This is a genomic window from Ferrovibrio sp. GW821-FHT12B10 (assembly GCF_058807515.1).
The window spans coordinates 72,596-87,857 of record NZ_JBXAQT010000002.1; the positions used below are offsets into that span (position 1 = coordinate 72,596).

Here is a 15,262-nt window from a genome sequence, read left to right on the forward strand (position 1 = left end):
CAACATAAAAAAGCAAACAAACAGTCAGGCCGAAAGGCAACCGGAGCCAAAAAAAGGCTCTGTGGCGGGAGGAAGTATGCTGGGATTAGCCAATCTGCCGACCGGTTTACGCGTCGGTCTGGCCATTGTTCTGTTTGCCGTGACGGCTCTGGGGTGGGTGTGGGTCGGCAGTGCATCGACGACGATCATCATTGCCGCCGTGGTTGTATTCGCCCTCGGCAGCCTGCTGATCTTGTCTCTGACCAGCGGTGGAATAGGGGTGGCGGAGATTCTCCGGAACTGGCCGACCTCGGCCGCCCGGATTTCCGATGCGCCGGGAAACCTGCGTGAGCCATTGCGGCATCTGGCGCGCAGCTGGACAGACGAAACCGGTCATCGCGAAGCCGTCGAACGGCAGCTGGCAGCGCTGCAGTCAGAGCTGGAGCAGTTGCGTCGCAACGACAGTGCCGTTCTGAGTGAAATGGCCGAACTTTGCGCCGCGATCGGCAGCGGCGTGCTGAGCCGGCGGGTTGCTTCCCATGACGAGGAGGAATCCGCCCATGTGCTGGCCGAGAAGTTCAATCACATGGCCACGACGCTGGATGACGTCGTGGGCGATCTGAAGCGCCTGTTCAGTCGCATGGCCGAGGGCGATCTGTCGGTCGGTATGGACAGCAGTCATGCCGGCGATTTTGGTGTCATCAGCCAGGGATCGGTGCAGGTCGCCGAACGGCTGGGGGGCGTAATCGGTACCATCGTGCAGGCAGCCAACTCGATTTCCGGAGCCTCTGTACAGCTGAACCGCGAGGCGAAAGGCCTGGCCGACAGCGCCGAGGCCCAGTCGGAAAGCCTGGACCGCACAGCGGCTGAGGCCGCCTCCATGAGCGAAGCTGCGAAGGCGAATGAGGCGGCGGCGAAACGCGCCAGTCAGCGCGCCGAGCAGGCGCGGGCGGCGGCGCAAAATGGTGTCACCGTGGTCCGGCGCTCGGTCGATGCGATGAACGAGATGGCTGAAATGTCGCAGCGCATTTCAGAAATCACTTCGCTGATCAACGAGATCGCCTTCCAGACCAACCTGTTGGCGTTGAATGCCTCGGTGGAAGCGGCGCGCGCCGGTGAGGCCGGCAAGGGTTTCGCGGTCGTTGCCCAGGAAGTCCGCGCGCTGGCCCAGCGCTCAGCCAATGCCTCGAAGGATATCGGCGCTATCATCAAGCAGTCCGATGACAAGGTGAAGACCGGCGTCAACCTGGTGACCGAGACCGGCAAGGTCTTGAATGGTATCGTCGAGGCCATCGATTCGATGGGTGAGCAGCTCGATGAGATCGAGCAGGCCAGCACGGATCAGTCGAGCCGCGTCAACGGCGTGACCGGTGCAATCAGCGAGATCAATGCGGCCACACGCGGGTATCTGGCAGTCGTTCAAAGGACCGGTAAGGCCATTCAAGATATCGACCAGCAGGTCGCCAATCTGGCCACACAGATCGCCTTTGTCACCACGACCGTCGACCGGCCACTGCTGCTCACGGCGCAGGATGGCGCAGCACGAATCAGCGCTGCTTTCGAGGACGCGATCCGTCGCGGCGAGATCGGCATGGAAGATCTGTTCGACGAGAATTATGCGCCGATCAAAGGCACCAATCCGCAGCAGTTCATGACCCGCTTCGTCAAGTTCACCGATGCGGTCCTGCCCAAGATTCAGGAGTCTTTGCTGGACTCAAACCCGGCAATCACCTTCTGCGTCAGTATTGATCGCAATGGCTTCATCCCGACGCACAACCTGAAATACTCGCAGCCGCAGGGCGTCGATCCGGTCTGGAACACGGCCAATTCGCGTAACCGCCGCCTGTTCAACGATCCGGTCGGTCTGGCTTGCGGGCGCAATACCAAGTCCTACCTGCTGCAATGCTATCGCCGTGATATGGGCGGTGGCGTATTCGTACTGATGAAGGACATGTCGGCGCCGATCACCGTGCAGGGGCGCCACTGGGGTGGATTCCGGATCGGTTACAAGACGAACTGATCATAAAAAAAAGGCCGCCATCAGGCGGCCTTTTCCGTTGAACGGCATGAGCCGTCAGATGCGCTCGATCACCATGGCGATGCCCTGGCCGACGCCGATGCACATGGTGCACAGGCCATAGCGGCCTCCAGTGCGCTCGAGCTGATTGATCGCCGTCGTGATGAGGCGGGCGCCACTCATGCCCAGCGGATGGCCGATGGCGATCGCGCCGCCATTCGGATTCACATAAGTAGCGTCATCGGGCACCTGCAGCTGGCGCAGTACGGCCAGCGCCTGGGCCGCGAAGGCCTCGTTCAGCTCGATCACATCCATGTCGCGGATGCTGAGGCCGGCCTTGGCCAGCACCTTCTCGGTCGCGGGAACCGGGCCGATGCCCATGATGCGCGGCGGCACGCCGGCCGCAGCGGTCGCGATAATGCGGCCGCGCGGAGTGAGGCCATGCTTCTTGGCGCCGGCCTCGGAGGCGATGATCAGCGCCGCGGCACCGTCATTGACGCCCGAAGCATTGCCGGCGGTCACCGTCCCGCCCTGGCGGAAAGGTGTCGGCAGCTTGGCCAGAGCCTCCAGCGAGGTGTCGCGCGGATGCTCGTCACGATCAACCACCACTGGATCGCCTTTACGGCTGGGGATGGTGACCGATGTGATCTCGGCCTCGAACAGGCCCAGCTTGATCGCATTCAGCGCGCGCTGCTGACTGCGGAGCGCGAAGGCATCCTGGTCGGTACGGCTGATCTGATACTGCTCGGCAACGTTCTCGGCTGTCTCCGGCATGGAGTCGACGCCGTACTTTTGCTTCATCAGCTTGTTCACGAAGCGCCAGCCGATGGTGGTGTCATGGATATCGGCGGTGCGCGAGAAGGCGCTTTCGGCCTTGCCCATCACGAAGGGGGCGCGACTCATGCTTTCGACGCCTCCGGTGATGATCAGATCGGCTTCACCGGTCTTGATCGCACGGGCACCGGCGCTGGCGGCTTCCAGACCAGAACCGCAGAGGCGGTTCACGGTGGCGCCCGGCACCTTGTCGGGCAGGCCGGCGAGCAGCAGCGCCATGCGGGCAACGTTGCGATTGTCTTCCCCCGCCTGGTTGGCGCAGCCATAGATCACGTCGTCGATGGCATCCCAGTCGACGGCGGGATTACGCTGCATCAGCGCCTTGATTGGCACGGCACCCAGGTCGTCAGCACGCACAGCAGACAGCGAACCGCCATAGCGGCCCACGGGTGTACGGATGGCATCACAGATAAAAGCCTCGGTCATATGTCTCTCCCTAAGGTCTCTCGGCCGAGTTGGATTCACGCCCCCAGTGAGGCCTGGTTCAGGTCAGACCGGCGGCGTGCGGGAGATGATGGCGGAGTAAAGTGCGGAGTCAACATTTCCGCCCGAACAGACGGCGATGACCGTGCGGTTAGCGCACGGGACTTTGCCGTTCAGAACGCTGGCTAACGCTGCGGCACCGCCAGGTTCAACCACCAGCTTGAAATAATGGAAAGCAGTGGCCATCGCGGTCTCAACCTCGGCATCCGTGGCGGATACTGCACCGGCAAGATTGGCTTTCATCACACCAAAGGTGATGTCGCCGGGATGAGGCGCCATCAGAGCGTCGCAGAACGTATTACCCTTGCCGGCATGGCTGACGATTTTGCCGGCCTTGAGCGAAAGATCGATATCGTCGAACTGATCAGGCTCGGCGCAATAGACATCGGTGCCGGGCAGCCGGTCCTTGATCGCCAGTGAAATTCCTGAGATCAGCCCGCCGCCGGATGCCGGCGCAATCACGGCATCGGGCTTGATGTCGTGTTCGGCGCATTGCGCCGCGATCTCCAGACCGATCGTGCCCTGGCCGCACATGATGTAGGGATCGTTGAACGGCGGCACCAGCGTCATGCCACGTTCGTCGCGATAGCGCATGCCAATGGCTTCGCGGTCTTCCTTGTAGCGGTCGTAGAGCACGACTTCGGCGCCATAGGCTCGGGTGTTGTCGATCTTGATCTTCGGCGCGTCGCTCGGCATCACGATCACGGCCGGCGTGTTGCAGATCCTGGCGGCCCATGCGCATGCCTGGGCATGGTTTCCCGACGAGAAAGCGACGATGCCGCGCTTGCGCTCGTCGGCATTCAGGCGGCTGATGCGGTTATAGGCGCCGCGGAATTTGAAGGAGCCGCTGACCTGCAGGGGCTCGGCTTTGATCAGCAGGCGACCGCCGAGCTTTTCGTTCAGGAACTGGCTTTCGAGCAGGGGAGTGCGCACGGTGATGCCGCGCAACTGGCGGGCCGCATCCTCGACATCAGCAACAGTAGGCAGAGCAGGCAGTTTGGCAGGGGCGTTCATCAGGTTTCTCCGACAGGACAGGCGAGCGGCCAGACCCCGAAACCCGGCCGCGCAATGCCGGGCAGTATAGAACCGGACTGTGCCCGGTTACAGGCCTGCCAGGAAACTGTCGATTGCGGTTTGGGCTTCTGGTTCGTCCAGCATGGGGATATGGCCGACGCCGGGCACGGTTACTGCGATCATACCGGCATGCTCGCGTTTCATGCGGATAAAGGTATCGGCGGTCAGCACATCGGACAGGGCGCCGCGCAGGGCCAGCACCGGCAGATGCCGCAGGCCGCGGAACAGCGGCCACAAGTCAGGCAGGGGGTGTTTCGCCTGTTCCTTCAGGGCGACCGAGATATTGAGATCGTAATCCAGACGCAGGCCGCCGCGCTGTTCGTCCTCGGTAAAACTGGTGCGGGCAATGCGTAGCCAGCCGTCATCGTTGAGGTTGGGATAAGCGGCGGCATAGGCCTGTCGCCAGGAGCTGGCGCCGGTTTCGTAATCGGGTACGAAAACGCCACGGCCGACATATTCCGCAATGCGCTGCCGGCCGGCCTCGCTGACCTCTGGGCCGATATCGTTGATGATGGCACCAGCCAGAACGAATGGCATCACTGCCGTCATCGCCATGGCCAGAATGCCGCCCAGCGACGTGCCCAGTACGATCACCTTCTGGATGTTCGCCGCTGCCAGCAGATGCTGGATATCGCTAAGATACACCGAGGCTTCGTAATTGCGCGGATTGGGATCATAGGCGGAGCGGCCGCGGCCACGATAATCCAGACAGACGACCCGGCGCGTGCCGGCATGGCGCAGGGCGAAGTCGTGAAAGTCCTTTGAATTCCGTGTCAGCCCGGTCAGGCAGAGCAGTGGCGTGCGCGGGCTGTTGCGATCGCCATAGTCGCGATAACTGAGCCGCAGGTCATCCTGGGCATGGAAGCCGTGCTCGCTGTAGTCCCGGATCGTCATCCGGTCAGCCCCAATACCGTCGGAACATCGCTCAGGTTTCTGAGTGTCACGTCGGGCGGATCGGGTAGGCGCTCGGCCGGCTGGCCGCTGCGATTGATCCAGATGGCGAAGAAGCCGGCCCGTTTTCCGGCATGGATATCCCAGCCATTGCTGCTGTTAAAGGCGATAGCCGAAGCGGGTAATCCAAGGCGATCCATGGCCAGTTTGTAGATGCGTGGATCGGGCTTGTAGATGCCAATGTCTTCCACGGACAACTGGTGATCAATCAGACTTTCAATACCGGAAGACCGGCAGGCGGCGTCCAGCATCGCCGGTGCGCCATTCGACAGGATGCCGGTGACGAGGCCCGCATCTTTCAGCTTGCGCAGCATGGCAGGCGCCTCCGGATAGCAGGCGAGATTGTAATAGAGATCGAGCAGGCGTTTGCGCAGATCGGCATTGCCTGATAGACGCGCCTCATCCAACGCGTAATCGAGTGCATCGGAGGTGACTTGCCAGAAATCGGCATGCGCGCCGCCCATCAGGCTGCGCAGCCAGCTGTAATTCAGCTGCTTGGCGCGCCAGGTATCAGACAGTGCCTGCCACTGCGGACCGATTTCGGTTGAAAGTGCGCGGGCCGCGGCACTGACATCGAACAATGTGCCATAGGCATCGAACAGGCAGGCTTTGATCGCCGCTGCGTCGGCCATGGATCAGCAGCTCGCAGCGTTGCAAGCCTGGCGCAGCGTTCCGCGCATGTCGGTTTGGATGCGATCGATCGGCATGGCGACGCCACCCATCAGCGCGCGGTAGACCTGCACGCTTTCCAGCACGCGCTGCACGTAGTTGCGGGTTTCGTTGAACGGGATCAGTTCGATCCAGTCCACCACATCGACATGCGGCTGACGCGGATCGCCCCAGTCCTGGATCCATTTGCGTACGCGGCTTTCGCCGGCATTGTAGCCGGCCAACGCCAGGACATAGTTGTTGTCCCAGTTCTGCAGCAGGCCCTTCAGATAGGTCGAGCCGAGCTGGACATTGTAGCCGGCATCATTGGTCAGACGGCCCTGGTCGAAGCCAAGCTTCAGGTCCTTGGCCACGCCCTTGGCCGTGGCTGGCATCAACTGCATCAGGCCACGCGCACCAACCGGCGAGACGGCGAACTGATTGAATTCGCTTTCCTGCCGTGACAGCGCCAGAACCAGGGCCGGATCCGGGTCATTGACGCGGATCATCGGCTCGACCAGCGGGAAGGCTTCCCGCACGAGGACGATGCCCTGTCGGGCCGAACGCTTGCTGGAGGCAACAGCCAGATCGACGCGGCGCAGGTTCCGTGCCAACTGGGCGACCAGTTTGTGTTCTTCCGGGCTGTCGGCCGTGTTGACCAGACGGATGATGAAAGGGCGCAGCCGCTCTTCCTGATCCAGTTCGACCAGGATCTGAGCAGCCCGCACCACTTCGCGACGCTGGAACAGGCGCGTGGCCTCGGGCGTCGGACGGATCGGATCCTGCAGGTCGAGCGGCGCCTTGGGGTCCAGTTCCTGTGCGGCAAGCTGGCCATAGAAAGTGGTGCTGTTGCGTGCAGCCTGGCTGTACCAGTTTCGCGCCTGTTCGGTATTGCCCAGCACCGCATAGGTGCGGGCGAGCCAATAGGCCGCCCGCGACTGGCTGACGGGGAAGCGAACGCTGTCCTGCAGGATCGTGAAATGCTTCAGCGCCATCTGCGGCTCCTGCAGCAGGCGAAGCGCGATCCAGCCGGCCATCCATTCGGCATCGGCCATGGCGGGGCCGGCCTTCAGTCCGTGGCCGGCGGCCAGGCGGTAGGCTTCCGAGATGCGGCCTTCGGCCATGGCCTTGCGGGCGCGGAAATGACGTTCGACCCACCACTTCTCGGCGCGGCCGAGATCGTCGGGCGCGTTGTAGAGCAGGGCCTCGACGCCATCGTTCATGCCGCGCTTGCGCTGCCAGCGCAGGCGGTCGTAGTTCAGGCCGCCATCATCGCGCAAATGTGATGGCAGGCCGGCGACCAGGGCTTCGGCGCCGGCAACGTTGTTGGCCAGCGCGATGCGGGCTTCGACCAGGCGGCGGCCATCGTTGTCCAGACGCGGGATCATGCGTCGGGCGGCCTCGATGTTGCCATCCCAGAGCAGGCGGTCGGTGCGGGCGGCATTGTCGGCTGGCGTGAAGCGGTCGCCGAACTCGCTCCAAAGCACCTTCTCGTCGCGCTGCGACAGGTTTCCGTCGACCCATGCACGCCGCATGATCGGGAAGGCGTCCTTGTCCCGGCCAAGCCGCAGCAGGGTCTCACCCAGGCGCAGCAGGCCGAGACCTGTCTCCGGCGGATGCGCGTCGAACCAGGCCAGGATGCGGCCATCGCCGGTCGAGCCATCGATGGCTTCCTCGGCGCGGCGCAGCAGGGCCTCGCGGGCCGGCCAGTCGGGCTTGGTGTCGATGAAGATGGTGATCTCGTCGAAGCTGGCGCCGCTATTGGCGGTTTGCAACCAAAGCCAGCGGACCAGCTGGGCAATCAGGGGGTTCTTGGCGGTGGCGGCGATCCGGCGCGCCGAATCAAAGCGGCCGGCACCCGCTTCCTGGATCGCCTTCTGGCCGATCTGCCGGTCTTCGGCCGAGAGGATGATGTGGTCGGCGGGCAGCTTGGTCTGCTCGGGCCGGGCCGGCGGGGTGCCCTTGCGTGGTTTCTCGCCCGGCACTGGGACACTGGCCGATGTGGAGGCCAGATCGGGGGCGTGCTTGGCCGGCTGCTTGGCGAGGGCGGGAAACAGGCCCAGACAGCCCAACAGGACGACGCCGCTGACTAACCGGCGGCCCCAGAGACCAAGACAATCGATACAATGCTGTGGCACGGCGAATCTTTCGCAAATCCAAAGGGATGATAGCAGGCGACGCGCCCCGGCAAAAGCACGGCTTGCCCTTGATGGGGCCTGCCGGCGCGGGTAAGGTCGCGGCTACTCCGTTTCGTAACGTGCAAAGGTAAAGGAACCATCATGTTCAAGGGCTCGTTCGTCGCACTGATTACCCCGTTCCGTAAGGGGAAAGTCGACGAGAAAGCGTTCGGCGATTTCGTCGAATGGCAGATCGCCCAGGGCACGCATGGCCTGGTTCCGGTCGGCACCACCGGTGAATCGCCCACGCTGAGCCATGACGAGCACAAGCGCGTGGTGGAAATCTGCATCGAAGCGGCGCATGGCCGTGTGCCGGTGATGGCCGGTGCGGGCTCGAACTCGACCGACGAGGCGATCGAACTGACCAGGCATGCCGAAGAGGCGGGCGCCGATGCCGCCCTGATTGTGACGCCGTACTACAACAAGCCGACCCAGGCTGGGCTGTACGCGCATTACAAGGCGATCCACGACGCGACCGATATCCCGATTTTCATCTACAACATTCCGCCGCGCTGCATCATCGACATGTCGGTCGAGACAATGGCGGCGCTGTCGAAGCTGAAGCGCATCGTTGGCGTGAAGGATGCGACCGGCGATCTGGTGCGTCCGCTCAAGCAGCGGATCGCGTCGGGTGCCAAGTTCTGCCAGCTCGATGGCGACGATGCGACGGCGCCGGGCTTCAACACTCATGGCGGCAGCGGCTGCATCTCGGTGACCGGCAACATCGCGCCCAAGCTGGTGGCGCAGATGCAGGAAGCGAGTCTTGCCGGCGATCACGCCAAGGCGCTGGCGATCCAGGAAAAGCTGATGCCGTTGCATTCGGTGCTGTTCACCGAGGCCAGCCCCGGCCCGGTGAAGTATGCCGCCGAGCTGCTGGGTATCTGCACAGCTGAAGTGCGGCTACCGCTGGTGCAGCCGACCAAGGAAACCCAGGCCAAGGTGAAGGCCGTGGTCAAGGCGCTTGGCCTCGTCGGTCCCAAGAGCAGCAAGTCCGGGGCCAAGGGCGGCAAGTCCGCGTCCAAGGCCAAGACCGGCAAGAAAAAGAAGAAGTAAGCATTCATGGTCCAGCAATCGCGCGCGGTGGCCGAAAACCGCCGGGCGCGCTTCGACTATCATCTCGACGAAACCTACGATGCCGGCATTGTTCTGGTCGGCTCGGAGGTGAAAAGCCTGCGCGACGGCCGTGCCAGCATCCAGGATGCTTATGCGGCCGAGCAGGGCGGAGAGATATGGCTGATCAATTCTCATATCCCCGAGTATCACGGCGCCAACCGGTTCAATCACGAACCTCGCCGGCAGCGCAAACTTTTGCTGAACCGCAAGGAAATCGGTAAATTGATCGGGAGCCTGAAGCGCGGGGGCGTGACCCTTGTGCCGCTTACGATATTTTTCAATGAGCGCGGCCGGGCCAAGGTCAAGATCGCGCTGGCGCGCGGCAAGAAACTGCACGACAAGCGCGAGACGGAAAAGAAACGCGACTGGGATCGTGAGAAACACCGGCTGCTGCGCAGCCGGTAAAACCCTGCGGAGGCGGCGATGAGCGACGAGTACAAGCCCGGACTGCTCGGCCAGATCAAAGACAAGCTGATCGCCTCCAAGCAGCAATGGGCCAAGGACGGCCGGTTGCTGACCGGCGAGACCAGCAGTCCGGACAAGCGTCGCCTGCCACCGGGCCAACGCCTGACGCGTGACTGGCCGGTGCTCGACCTCGGCGTGCAGCCCAACATCCAGCTTGATCGCTGGCAGCTCACGGTCGGGGGGCTGGTCGGCAAACCGCTCAAGCTCACCTGGAACGACTTCCTCGATCTGCCGCAGACCGATACCGTATCCGACATCCATTGCGTCACGGCCTGGTCGCGCTATGACAATCGCTGGAGCGGCGTGCTGGCGCGGGATTTCCTCAAGGCCGTGCAGCCGCACAAGGACGCAAAGCACATCGTGTTTCAGTCCTATGACGGGTATGCCACGAATGTGACCCTGGAGATGTTTTCCGCACCTGACGTGCTGCTGGCGCATTCCTGGGAAGGGGCGCCGTTGACGCGCGAGCATGGCGGCCCCGTGCGCATCATCATGCCGCAATACTATTTCTGGAAATCGGCCAAGTGGGTTAAGCATATCGCGTTCCTGGATCAGGACGCGCCGGGCTACTGGGAAGTGCGCGGCTATCACAATACCGGCGATCCGTGGAAAGAAGACCGGTACGGCTGAGGGGCCGCAGTGCGGGGGCGTAGATGGATCAGCAGCGTGGACTGATATACGGCGAACAGCCGGGCATGCGCTTTGCGCTCATTCTGGACGGCGCCGGCAGTGCGCGTGAGGTTGGCTGGGACGAAGTGCGGCGCTGGCGACCGGCGCAGGGCATCCTCTGGGTCCATCTGGAGCGTGACCATGACATGGCAGCGCGTTGGCTGCGCAACGAAAGCGGCCTCGATGCCGTGGTCTGCGACGCGCTGCTGGCTGATGAATCGCGGCCGCGTATCCAGGAAACCGCCAACGGCCTGATTGCCGTGCTGCGCGGCGTCAATCGCGATCCGAACGAAAACACGCTTGATCTGGTGCCGATGCATTTGTGGGCCGATGAGACCCGGATGATCTCGCTGCGCGACAAGGATCATTACCTGCATGCCTTGCGCGATATCCGCGAATCCTTCAGCGACGGGCAGGGGCCGCTGCATGTTGGCCATCTGCTGACCAAGATTACCCGCCGCATCATGAAATACATCGAGCCGGTGCTGGAGCAGCTGGAGGATGAGGTCGATGAGTTCGACCATCAGATCGAGGATTGCGACGTACGCATGGCGCGCGGCGATCTTAGCAACATGCGCCGCCGGGTGATCTCGCTGCGCCGCTACATGGCGCCGCAGCGCGAAGCGATGTTCCGTCTGCAGGGCGCCAGCGTAAGCTGGATCATGCCCCGCGACCGCCAGCGTCTGCGCGAGCTTACGGATAAAGTTCTGCGCAGCGTGGAAACCTTGGATGCGCTGCGCGACCGCCTGACCATCCTGCACGAAGATCTGACCACGGTCATGAGTGAGCAGATTGCCCAGACTACCAATCGTCTGACTGCTCTGACCGCCATCCTTCTGCCGCCGAGCTTGCTCGCGGGCCTGCTGGGTGTGAATGTCGCCGGCATTCCGTTTGCTGACGAACCCTGGGCCTTCGGCGCGCTCTGCGTTAGCACCGTTGCCTTGATCGGCTTGGAAGTTTGGCTACTGCGCAAGATGCGCTGGTTCTAGGGGCTTACGGCGCCCAGTTCATCTCCGGGTCGAGCGGATAGATCGGCCGCGGCACCTGCCGCCAGGGCACATTCTTCAACACAGGCGTGGTCAGGCCTGGGACATCGACCTCGATGATGCGGTCGTCGGGATAGAACTGGTCGAAGCCGGCGCGGAAATGCCCGCGCGACTTCACCACCAGGCTGCGCAGGGCGGCGATATCGATCCCGAAGGTTTCAAAGAACATCGGGTCCAGCGCCTGGTGCCGGTTGGTCGTCACCACGACCTGGATACCATCGACGGCGACAACAGCCGCCGGGCCCATGTTCAGGGTGCGTCCAGCTGCCATGCCGCGCCGACCGACAAATACCCCCTTGCTGAGCGCGACGACGCGACCCTTGGCCGTGAAGGATTCGGAGAAGGTGGTGGTCTCGTCGCGGTTGAAGCGCGCCTCGAATTCGGCGCCGACGCCCAGCTTATGTGCCTCGGCGGCCAGCAGCGGGTCATAGACGGGCCCGATGGCGCAGCCGGTGACGCCGGCCTTATGGAAGGCCGCGAGGATGTAGGTCGTATTGCCGCGGCCGCCGCCGCCGGGATTGTCGGCCACATCGGCAAACAGCAGGGACGGTTTCGCGGTGTCGCGGCCGCAGGCCAGAGCCATCTCGGTGCAGCGTTCAAGGCTGGTGAGGTTGGTGGTGAACCGGTGCCGCTGACTCCAGGCATAGGCCGCGACATCGCGGGCGACGGTCTCAGCCACCTTGATATCGGTGGCGGTGGCGATCACCGACATGCCGTTCTTGGGCGTATCCCCCAGCGAGAACCCTGACGACACCGAGACATCGATCACGCCCGGAATGCCATTCGGGCCAACCTTGGACTGGCCATAGGCGATCACATCGGCATAGGGGCCGGACTTGGTGTTCTGGCTGGTCGAGGGCGGAATGAAGGGCAGCTTGACGAAGGCGGCTTTGGGCTTCAGGCCCTGCAACATGGCGTGCAGATGCCGGGCGCAGTCCGCACCGCGATCCGGCATGTCGGTATGAGGATTCTCGCGATAGGCAACCAGGATATCGGCCTGTTCGACCATGATGGTATTGACGTTGGCATGAAGGTCGAGCGTAGCGACAATCGGCACGTTGGGACCGACGATTTCGCGTATGGCGCGAAACACGGTGCCGTCTGGGTCGATATCGACGGTTGCGATGGCCGCGCCATGTTGCGACAGGAAAACGCCATCTACCGGGCCTGCGTCTCGCAGCAACTGGCACATGCGGGTGACCGTTTCCTCGAAGAAAGCCTGATCAACCGGCCCGGATGCGCCGACGGCAGCCATAACCAGCGGTACGCGCTCCCAGTCGCCCAGTCGGTCCATCTCGCCAGTAAAGCCGGTCAGCGTGGTGGGGCTGCGGGGATTGGCGCTGGTCAGGTCGGCGAGCAGGGCGTCGCCATCCAGGAGTACGGCAGCTTCGAATTCAGCCCGTGTTGCCACCGGGGCATGGCCATTGCTCTCAAGCATGAAACCGCCAATAGCAATGCGATGTTTACGCGACATGGGGTTATGTCATCCTGTTAATTGACACGTTCGTGAATTGCAGTCTGTTATAGATTCAACGCGACGCCAAGAACCAGAAGGATATCGAAATGCTTCCAGTATCCCGCCGTCATTTTCTCGGAGGCACTTTCGCCATGCTGGCTGCGGCCGGCGCTCCATTCCGCCTCACGGCGCAGGGCGCGCCCGCACTGGTGATCGCCACCAAGCTCGAACTCAACACGCTCGACCCGCATTTCTTCAACGGCTTCCCGCAGGCTTCCTCGCATTCGCTGATCTTCGATGCGCTGCTGGGGATCGACAGCGAACTCAGGCTGATCCCAGGCCTGGCCACGGCCTGGCGCAACGTCGATAACCTGACCTGGGAATTCGATCTGCGACCGAATGTGAAATTCCATGACGGTTCGGATTTCACGGCCGATGACGTGATCGCCACGCTGGAACGCGTGCCGAAGGTGCCGAACAGCCCCAATCCCTTCACGCAGTTCACCCGTCAGATCGTGAAAAGCGAAAAATTGGGCGACCACAAGATCCGCTTCCGCACCGATACCCCGGCGCCGACGCTGCCCTCTGACCTGGCCCGCGTCTTTGTCATTTCGAAGAAGCATGTCGCCGCCAGCACCAATGATTTCAATGCAGGCGCCGGCGGCGCTGCCATCGGCACCGGCCCTTACAAGGTGGCGGAGTGGACAAACAGCCAGCTGCTGGTGCTGAATCGCAATGATGGTTATTGGGGCGAGAAGCAGCCTTGGGCGCGGGTGACCGAGAAGACCATCAAGGGTGATGCCGGTCGTATCGCGGCTCTGCTGTCAGGCGATGTGGATGCCATCGACGAGGTTCCGACGCTCGATATCCCGCGCATCAAGCAGGACAAGCGATTCACGATCTCCAGCGGCGCATCTGCCACCGTGCAGTATATCGCCATGGATGCCGTGCGTGATGTCAGCCCTTTCATTTCAGCCAAGGAAGGCCAGCCGGCGCTGCTCGGCAATCCGCTGAAGGACAAGCGCGTGCGCAAGGCACTGTCGCTGGCGATCAATCGCCAGCTGATTGTGGATCGCATCCTGGATGGTTCGGCGATCCCGGCCTCGCAATTCCTACCGTCGCGTTTCGATGGCACCAGCACCAAGCTGAAGGTCGATGCCTTTAACCTCGACCGGGCCAAGGCGTTGCTGAAGGAGGCCGGCTACGCCAACGGCTTCAAGATCACGCTCCATGCCACCAACGATCGCTATCCGAAGGATAAGGACATCGCCCAGGCCGTCGGTCAGGCCTGGACGCGCCTGGGCCTGCAGGTCAGCGTCGAGGCGCTGCCCGGCACGGTGTTCTTCAATCAAGCCACCAAGCAGGAATACTCAGCCTTCATGGCCCAGTATGGCACCGATGAGGCCTCGATCGGTCCGCGTGCCCTGGTCCATACGCCGGGCGGAATCTACGGCACGGCCAACCGGACCAAGTTCTCGCATACCGATATCGATGCCGCCATCGAGAAGGCCCAGGCCGAGATGGACCCGGTGAAGCGCAAGCCGCTAGTACAGGCCGCCATTGATATCACGATGGAAGAACAGGCGATCATTCCGGTCTTCCATCCGAATGCCGAGATGGCCAGCAAAGCCAATATCAGCATCACGCCGCGGCCCGAGCGGCGCTTCAATGCGCTGATGATGAAACCGAAAGCTTAATCAGCCGGTGACCGCGACGATCTTGTCGAAGACGTCGTGGAACATCCGCTCGGTCAGGCGACCGGTGTTGGTGTTGTAGCGCGAACAGTGATAGCTGGAGAACAGCGTCACGCCGCTGGCCAGTCTGTGCTGCGCACCATGGCCGAAGGGGGCTGCGGCGCGCTTCACTTTCAAGGTATCCAGCGTGGCGACATGGGCGATCTGGCCCAGCGCCAGGATGGCCTTGAGATTGGTCAGGGCTGAAATCTCGCCGGTCAGGAAATTGGCGCGGCAGGTCTTGGTCTCGACTGGCGTTGGCTTGTTCTCGGGCGGCACGCATTTCACCGCATTGGTGATATGGCTGCGTACCAGCTGCAGGCCGTCTTTCGGGTCGGCCTTGAAAACACCCTTGGCAAAACCGTATTTGATCAACGTGCTATAGAGCAGGTCACCGGCATAATCGCCGGTGAACGGCCGGCCCGTGCGGTTGGCACCCTTCAGGCCGGGCGCCAGGCCAACGATCAGCAGGGCCGGCTGCGGATCGCCCCAGGGCGGCACCGGACCGTTGAAGAAGCTCGGATAGGCGACGCGATTGGCGTTGCGGAAATCGGCCAGGCGAGGGCAGAGCGGGCAGTCATGGCCCGGCAGGGCGGGGGCAGCGGTCATGATCGCGG

At 62.7% G+C, this 15,262-nt stretch carries 13 protein-coding genes; 6 read left to right on the forward strand and 7 right to left on the reverse strand.

The window, feature by feature from the left end; all coding sequences use genetic code 11:
- The first annotated feature begins 76 nt into the window (after positions 1 to 76).
- Positions 77 to 1,999: a methyl-accepting chemotaxis protein gene (locus AC1RRT_RS17980; protein ID WP_493015260.1), complete on the forward strand. Its 1,923-nt coding sequence runs from the start codon at positions 77 to 79 to the stop codon at positions 1,997 to 1,999.
- 54 nt (positions 2,000 to 2,053) lie between these two features.
- Here AC1RRT_RS17980 and pcaF read toward each other — a convergent pair whose 3' ends face one another.
- From pcaF to AC1RRT_RS18005, 5 genes are all read right to left on the reverse strand, one after another.
- Complete coding sequence (pcaF, locus tag AC1RRT_RS17985) at positions 2,054 to 3,256, reverse strand: 3-oxoadipyl-CoA thiolase (RefSeq protein WP_493015261.1); 1,203 nt, start codon at positions 3,254 to 3,256, stop codon at positions 2,054 to 2,056.
- A 63-nt stretch (positions 3,257 to 3,319) separates the two neighbouring features.
- Positions 3,320 to 4,327: a threonine ammonia-lyase gene (locus AC1RRT_RS17990; RefSeq protein WP_493015262.1), complete on the reverse strand. Its 1,008-nt coding sequence runs from the start codon at positions 4,325 to 4,327 to the stop codon at positions 3,320 to 3,322.
- A gap of 87 nt (positions 4,328 to 4,414) precedes the next feature.
- The gene (locus AC1RRT_RS17995) at positions 4,415 to 5,281 is read right to left on the reverse strand and encodes an alpha/beta fold hydrolase (RefSeq protein WP_493015263.1); all 867 of its coding nucleotides are present in this window, start codon (positions 5,279 to 5,281) and stop codon (positions 4,415 to 4,417) included.
- Positions 5,278 to 5,970, reverse strand: a complete 693-nt coding sequence (locus AC1RRT_RS18000) for a haloacid dehalogenase type II (RefSeq protein ID WP_493015264.1) — start codon at positions 5,968 to 5,970, stop codon at positions 5,278 to 5,280. The genes AC1RRT_RS17995 and AC1RRT_RS18000 overlap by 4 nt, the downstream gene beginning before the upstream one ends.
- A 3-nt stretch (positions 5,971 to 5,973) precedes the next feature.
- Positions 5,974 to 8,058, reverse strand: a complete 2,085-nt coding sequence (locus AC1RRT_RS18005) for a lytic transglycosylase domain-containing protein (protein ID WP_493015265.1) — start codon at positions 8,056 to 8,058, stop codon at positions 5,974 to 5,976.
- A 207-nt stretch (positions 8,059 to 8,265) separates the two neighbouring features.
- Between AC1RRT_RS18005 and dapA the strand changes: the two genes are divergently transcribed.
- From dapA to AC1RRT_RS18025, 4 genes are read left to right on the forward strand one after another with little or no spacing between them, the layout of a single operon-like run.
- The gene (gene dapA, locus AC1RRT_RS18010) at positions 8,266 to 9,216 is read left to right on the forward strand and encodes a 4-hydroxy-tetrahydrodipicolinate synthase (RefSeq protein WP_493015266.1); all 951 of its coding nucleotides are present in this window, start codon (positions 8,266 to 8,268) and stop codon (positions 9,214 to 9,216) included.
- A gap of 6 nt (positions 9,217 to 9,222) precedes the next feature.
- On the forward strand, positions 9,223 to 9,681 hold the full coding sequence (smpB, locus tag AC1RRT_RS18015; protein ID WP_493015267.1) for an SsrA-binding protein SmpB: 459 nt from the start codon (positions 9,223 to 9,225) through the stop codon (positions 9,679 to 9,681).
- An 18-nt stretch (positions 9,682 to 9,699) separates the two neighbouring features.
- The gene (locus AC1RRT_RS18020; protein ID WP_493015268.1) at positions 9,700 to 10,371 is read left to right on the forward strand and encodes a sulfite oxidase-like oxidoreductase; all 672 of its coding nucleotides are present in this window, start codon (positions 9,700 to 9,702) and stop codon (positions 10,369 to 10,371) included.
- A gap of 23 nt (positions 10,372 to 10,394) precedes the next feature.
- Positions 10,395 to 11,399 carry a zinc transporter ZntB gene (locus AC1RRT_RS18025; protein ID WP_493015269.1) on the forward strand — a complete coding sequence of 335 codons (1,005 nt, stop codon included), beginning with the start codon at positions 10,395 to 10,397 and terminating at the stop codon, positions 11,397 to 11,399.
- Between the two features lie 4 nt (positions 11,400 to 11,403).
- On the opposite strand, the gene AC1RRT_RS18030 is transcribed toward AC1RRT_RS18025, so the two are convergent.
- A complete protein-coding gene (locus AC1RRT_RS18030; protein ID WP_493015270.1) occupies positions 11,404 to 12,930 on the reverse strand; it encodes a M81 family metallopeptidase in 1,527 nt (508 codons plus the stop codon).
- Between the two features lie 134 nt (positions 12,931 to 13,064).
- Between AC1RRT_RS18030 and AC1RRT_RS18035 the strand changes: the two genes are divergently transcribed.
- Positions 13,065 to 14,609 (forward strand): ABC transporter substrate-binding protein, encoded by a 1,545-nt coding sequence (locus AC1RRT_RS18035; RefSeq protein ID WP_493015271.1) that lies wholly within the window; start codon positions 13,065 to 13,067, stop codon positions 14,607 to 14,609.
- On the opposite strand, the gene AC1RRT_RS18040 is transcribed toward AC1RRT_RS18035, so the two are convergent.
- Positions 14,610 to 15,254, reverse strand: coding sequence for a uracil-DNA glycosylase (locus AC1RRT_RS18040; RefSeq protein WP_493015272.1), 645 nt, complete (start codon positions 15,252 to 15,254; stop codon positions 14,610 to 14,612).
- Positions 15,255 to 15,262: the final 8 nt, after the last annotated feature.

What these genes read in the sequence shown, in the direction of transcription:
- AC1RRT_RS18020 (WP_493015268.1), top strand. Translation starts at nt 9,700, where the DNA reads ATGAGCGACGAGTACAAGCCCGGACTGCTCGGCCAGATCAAAGACAAG.
- AC1RRT_RS17995 (WP_493015263.1), bottom strand. Translation starts at nt 5,281, where the DNA reads ATGACGATCCGGGACTACAGCGAGCACGGCTTCCATGCCCAGGATGAC.
- smpB (WP_493015267.1), top strand. Translation starts at nt 9,223, where the DNA reads ATGGTCCAGCAATCGCGCGCGGTGGCCGAAAACCGCCGGGCGCGCTTC.
- pcaF (WP_493015261.1), bottom strand. Translation starts at nt 3,256, where the DNA reads ATGACCGAGGCTTTTATCTGTGATGCCATCCGTACACCCGTGGGCCGC.
- AC1RRT_RS17990 (WP_493015262.1), bottom strand. Translation starts at nt 4,327, where the DNA reads ATGAACGCCCCTGCCAAACTGCCTGCTCTGCCTACTGTTGCTGATGTC.
- AC1RRT_RS18025 (WP_493015269.1), top strand. Translation starts at nt 10,395, where the DNA reads ATGGATCAGCAGCGTGGACTGATATACGGCGAACAGCCGGGCATGCGC.
- AC1RRT_RS18000 (WP_493015264.1), bottom strand. Translation starts at nt 5,970, where the DNA reads ATGGCCGACGCAGCGGCGATCAAAGCCTGCCTGTTCGATGCCTATGGC.
- AC1RRT_RS18040 (WP_493015272.1), bottom strand. Translation starts at nt 15,254, where the DNA reads ATGACCGCTGCCCCCGCCCTGCCGGGCCATGACTGCCCGCTCTGCCCT.
- dapA (WP_493015266.1), top strand. Translation starts at nt 8,266, where the DNA reads ATGTTCAAGGGCTCGTTCGTCGCACTGATTACCCCGTTCCGTAAGGGG.
- AC1RRT_RS18030 (WP_493015270.1), bottom strand. Translation starts at nt 12,930, where the DNA reads ATGTCGCGTAAACATCGCATTGCTATTGGCGGTTTCATGCTTGAGAGC.
- AC1RRT_RS17980 (WP_493015260.1), top strand. Translation starts at nt 77, where the DNA reads ATGCTGGGATTAGCCAATCTGCCGACCGGTTTACGCGTCGGTCTGGCC.
- AC1RRT_RS18035 (WP_493015271.1), top strand. Translation starts at nt 13,065, where the DNA reads ATGCTGGCTGCGGCCGGCGCTCCATTCCGCCTCACGGCGCAGGGCGCG.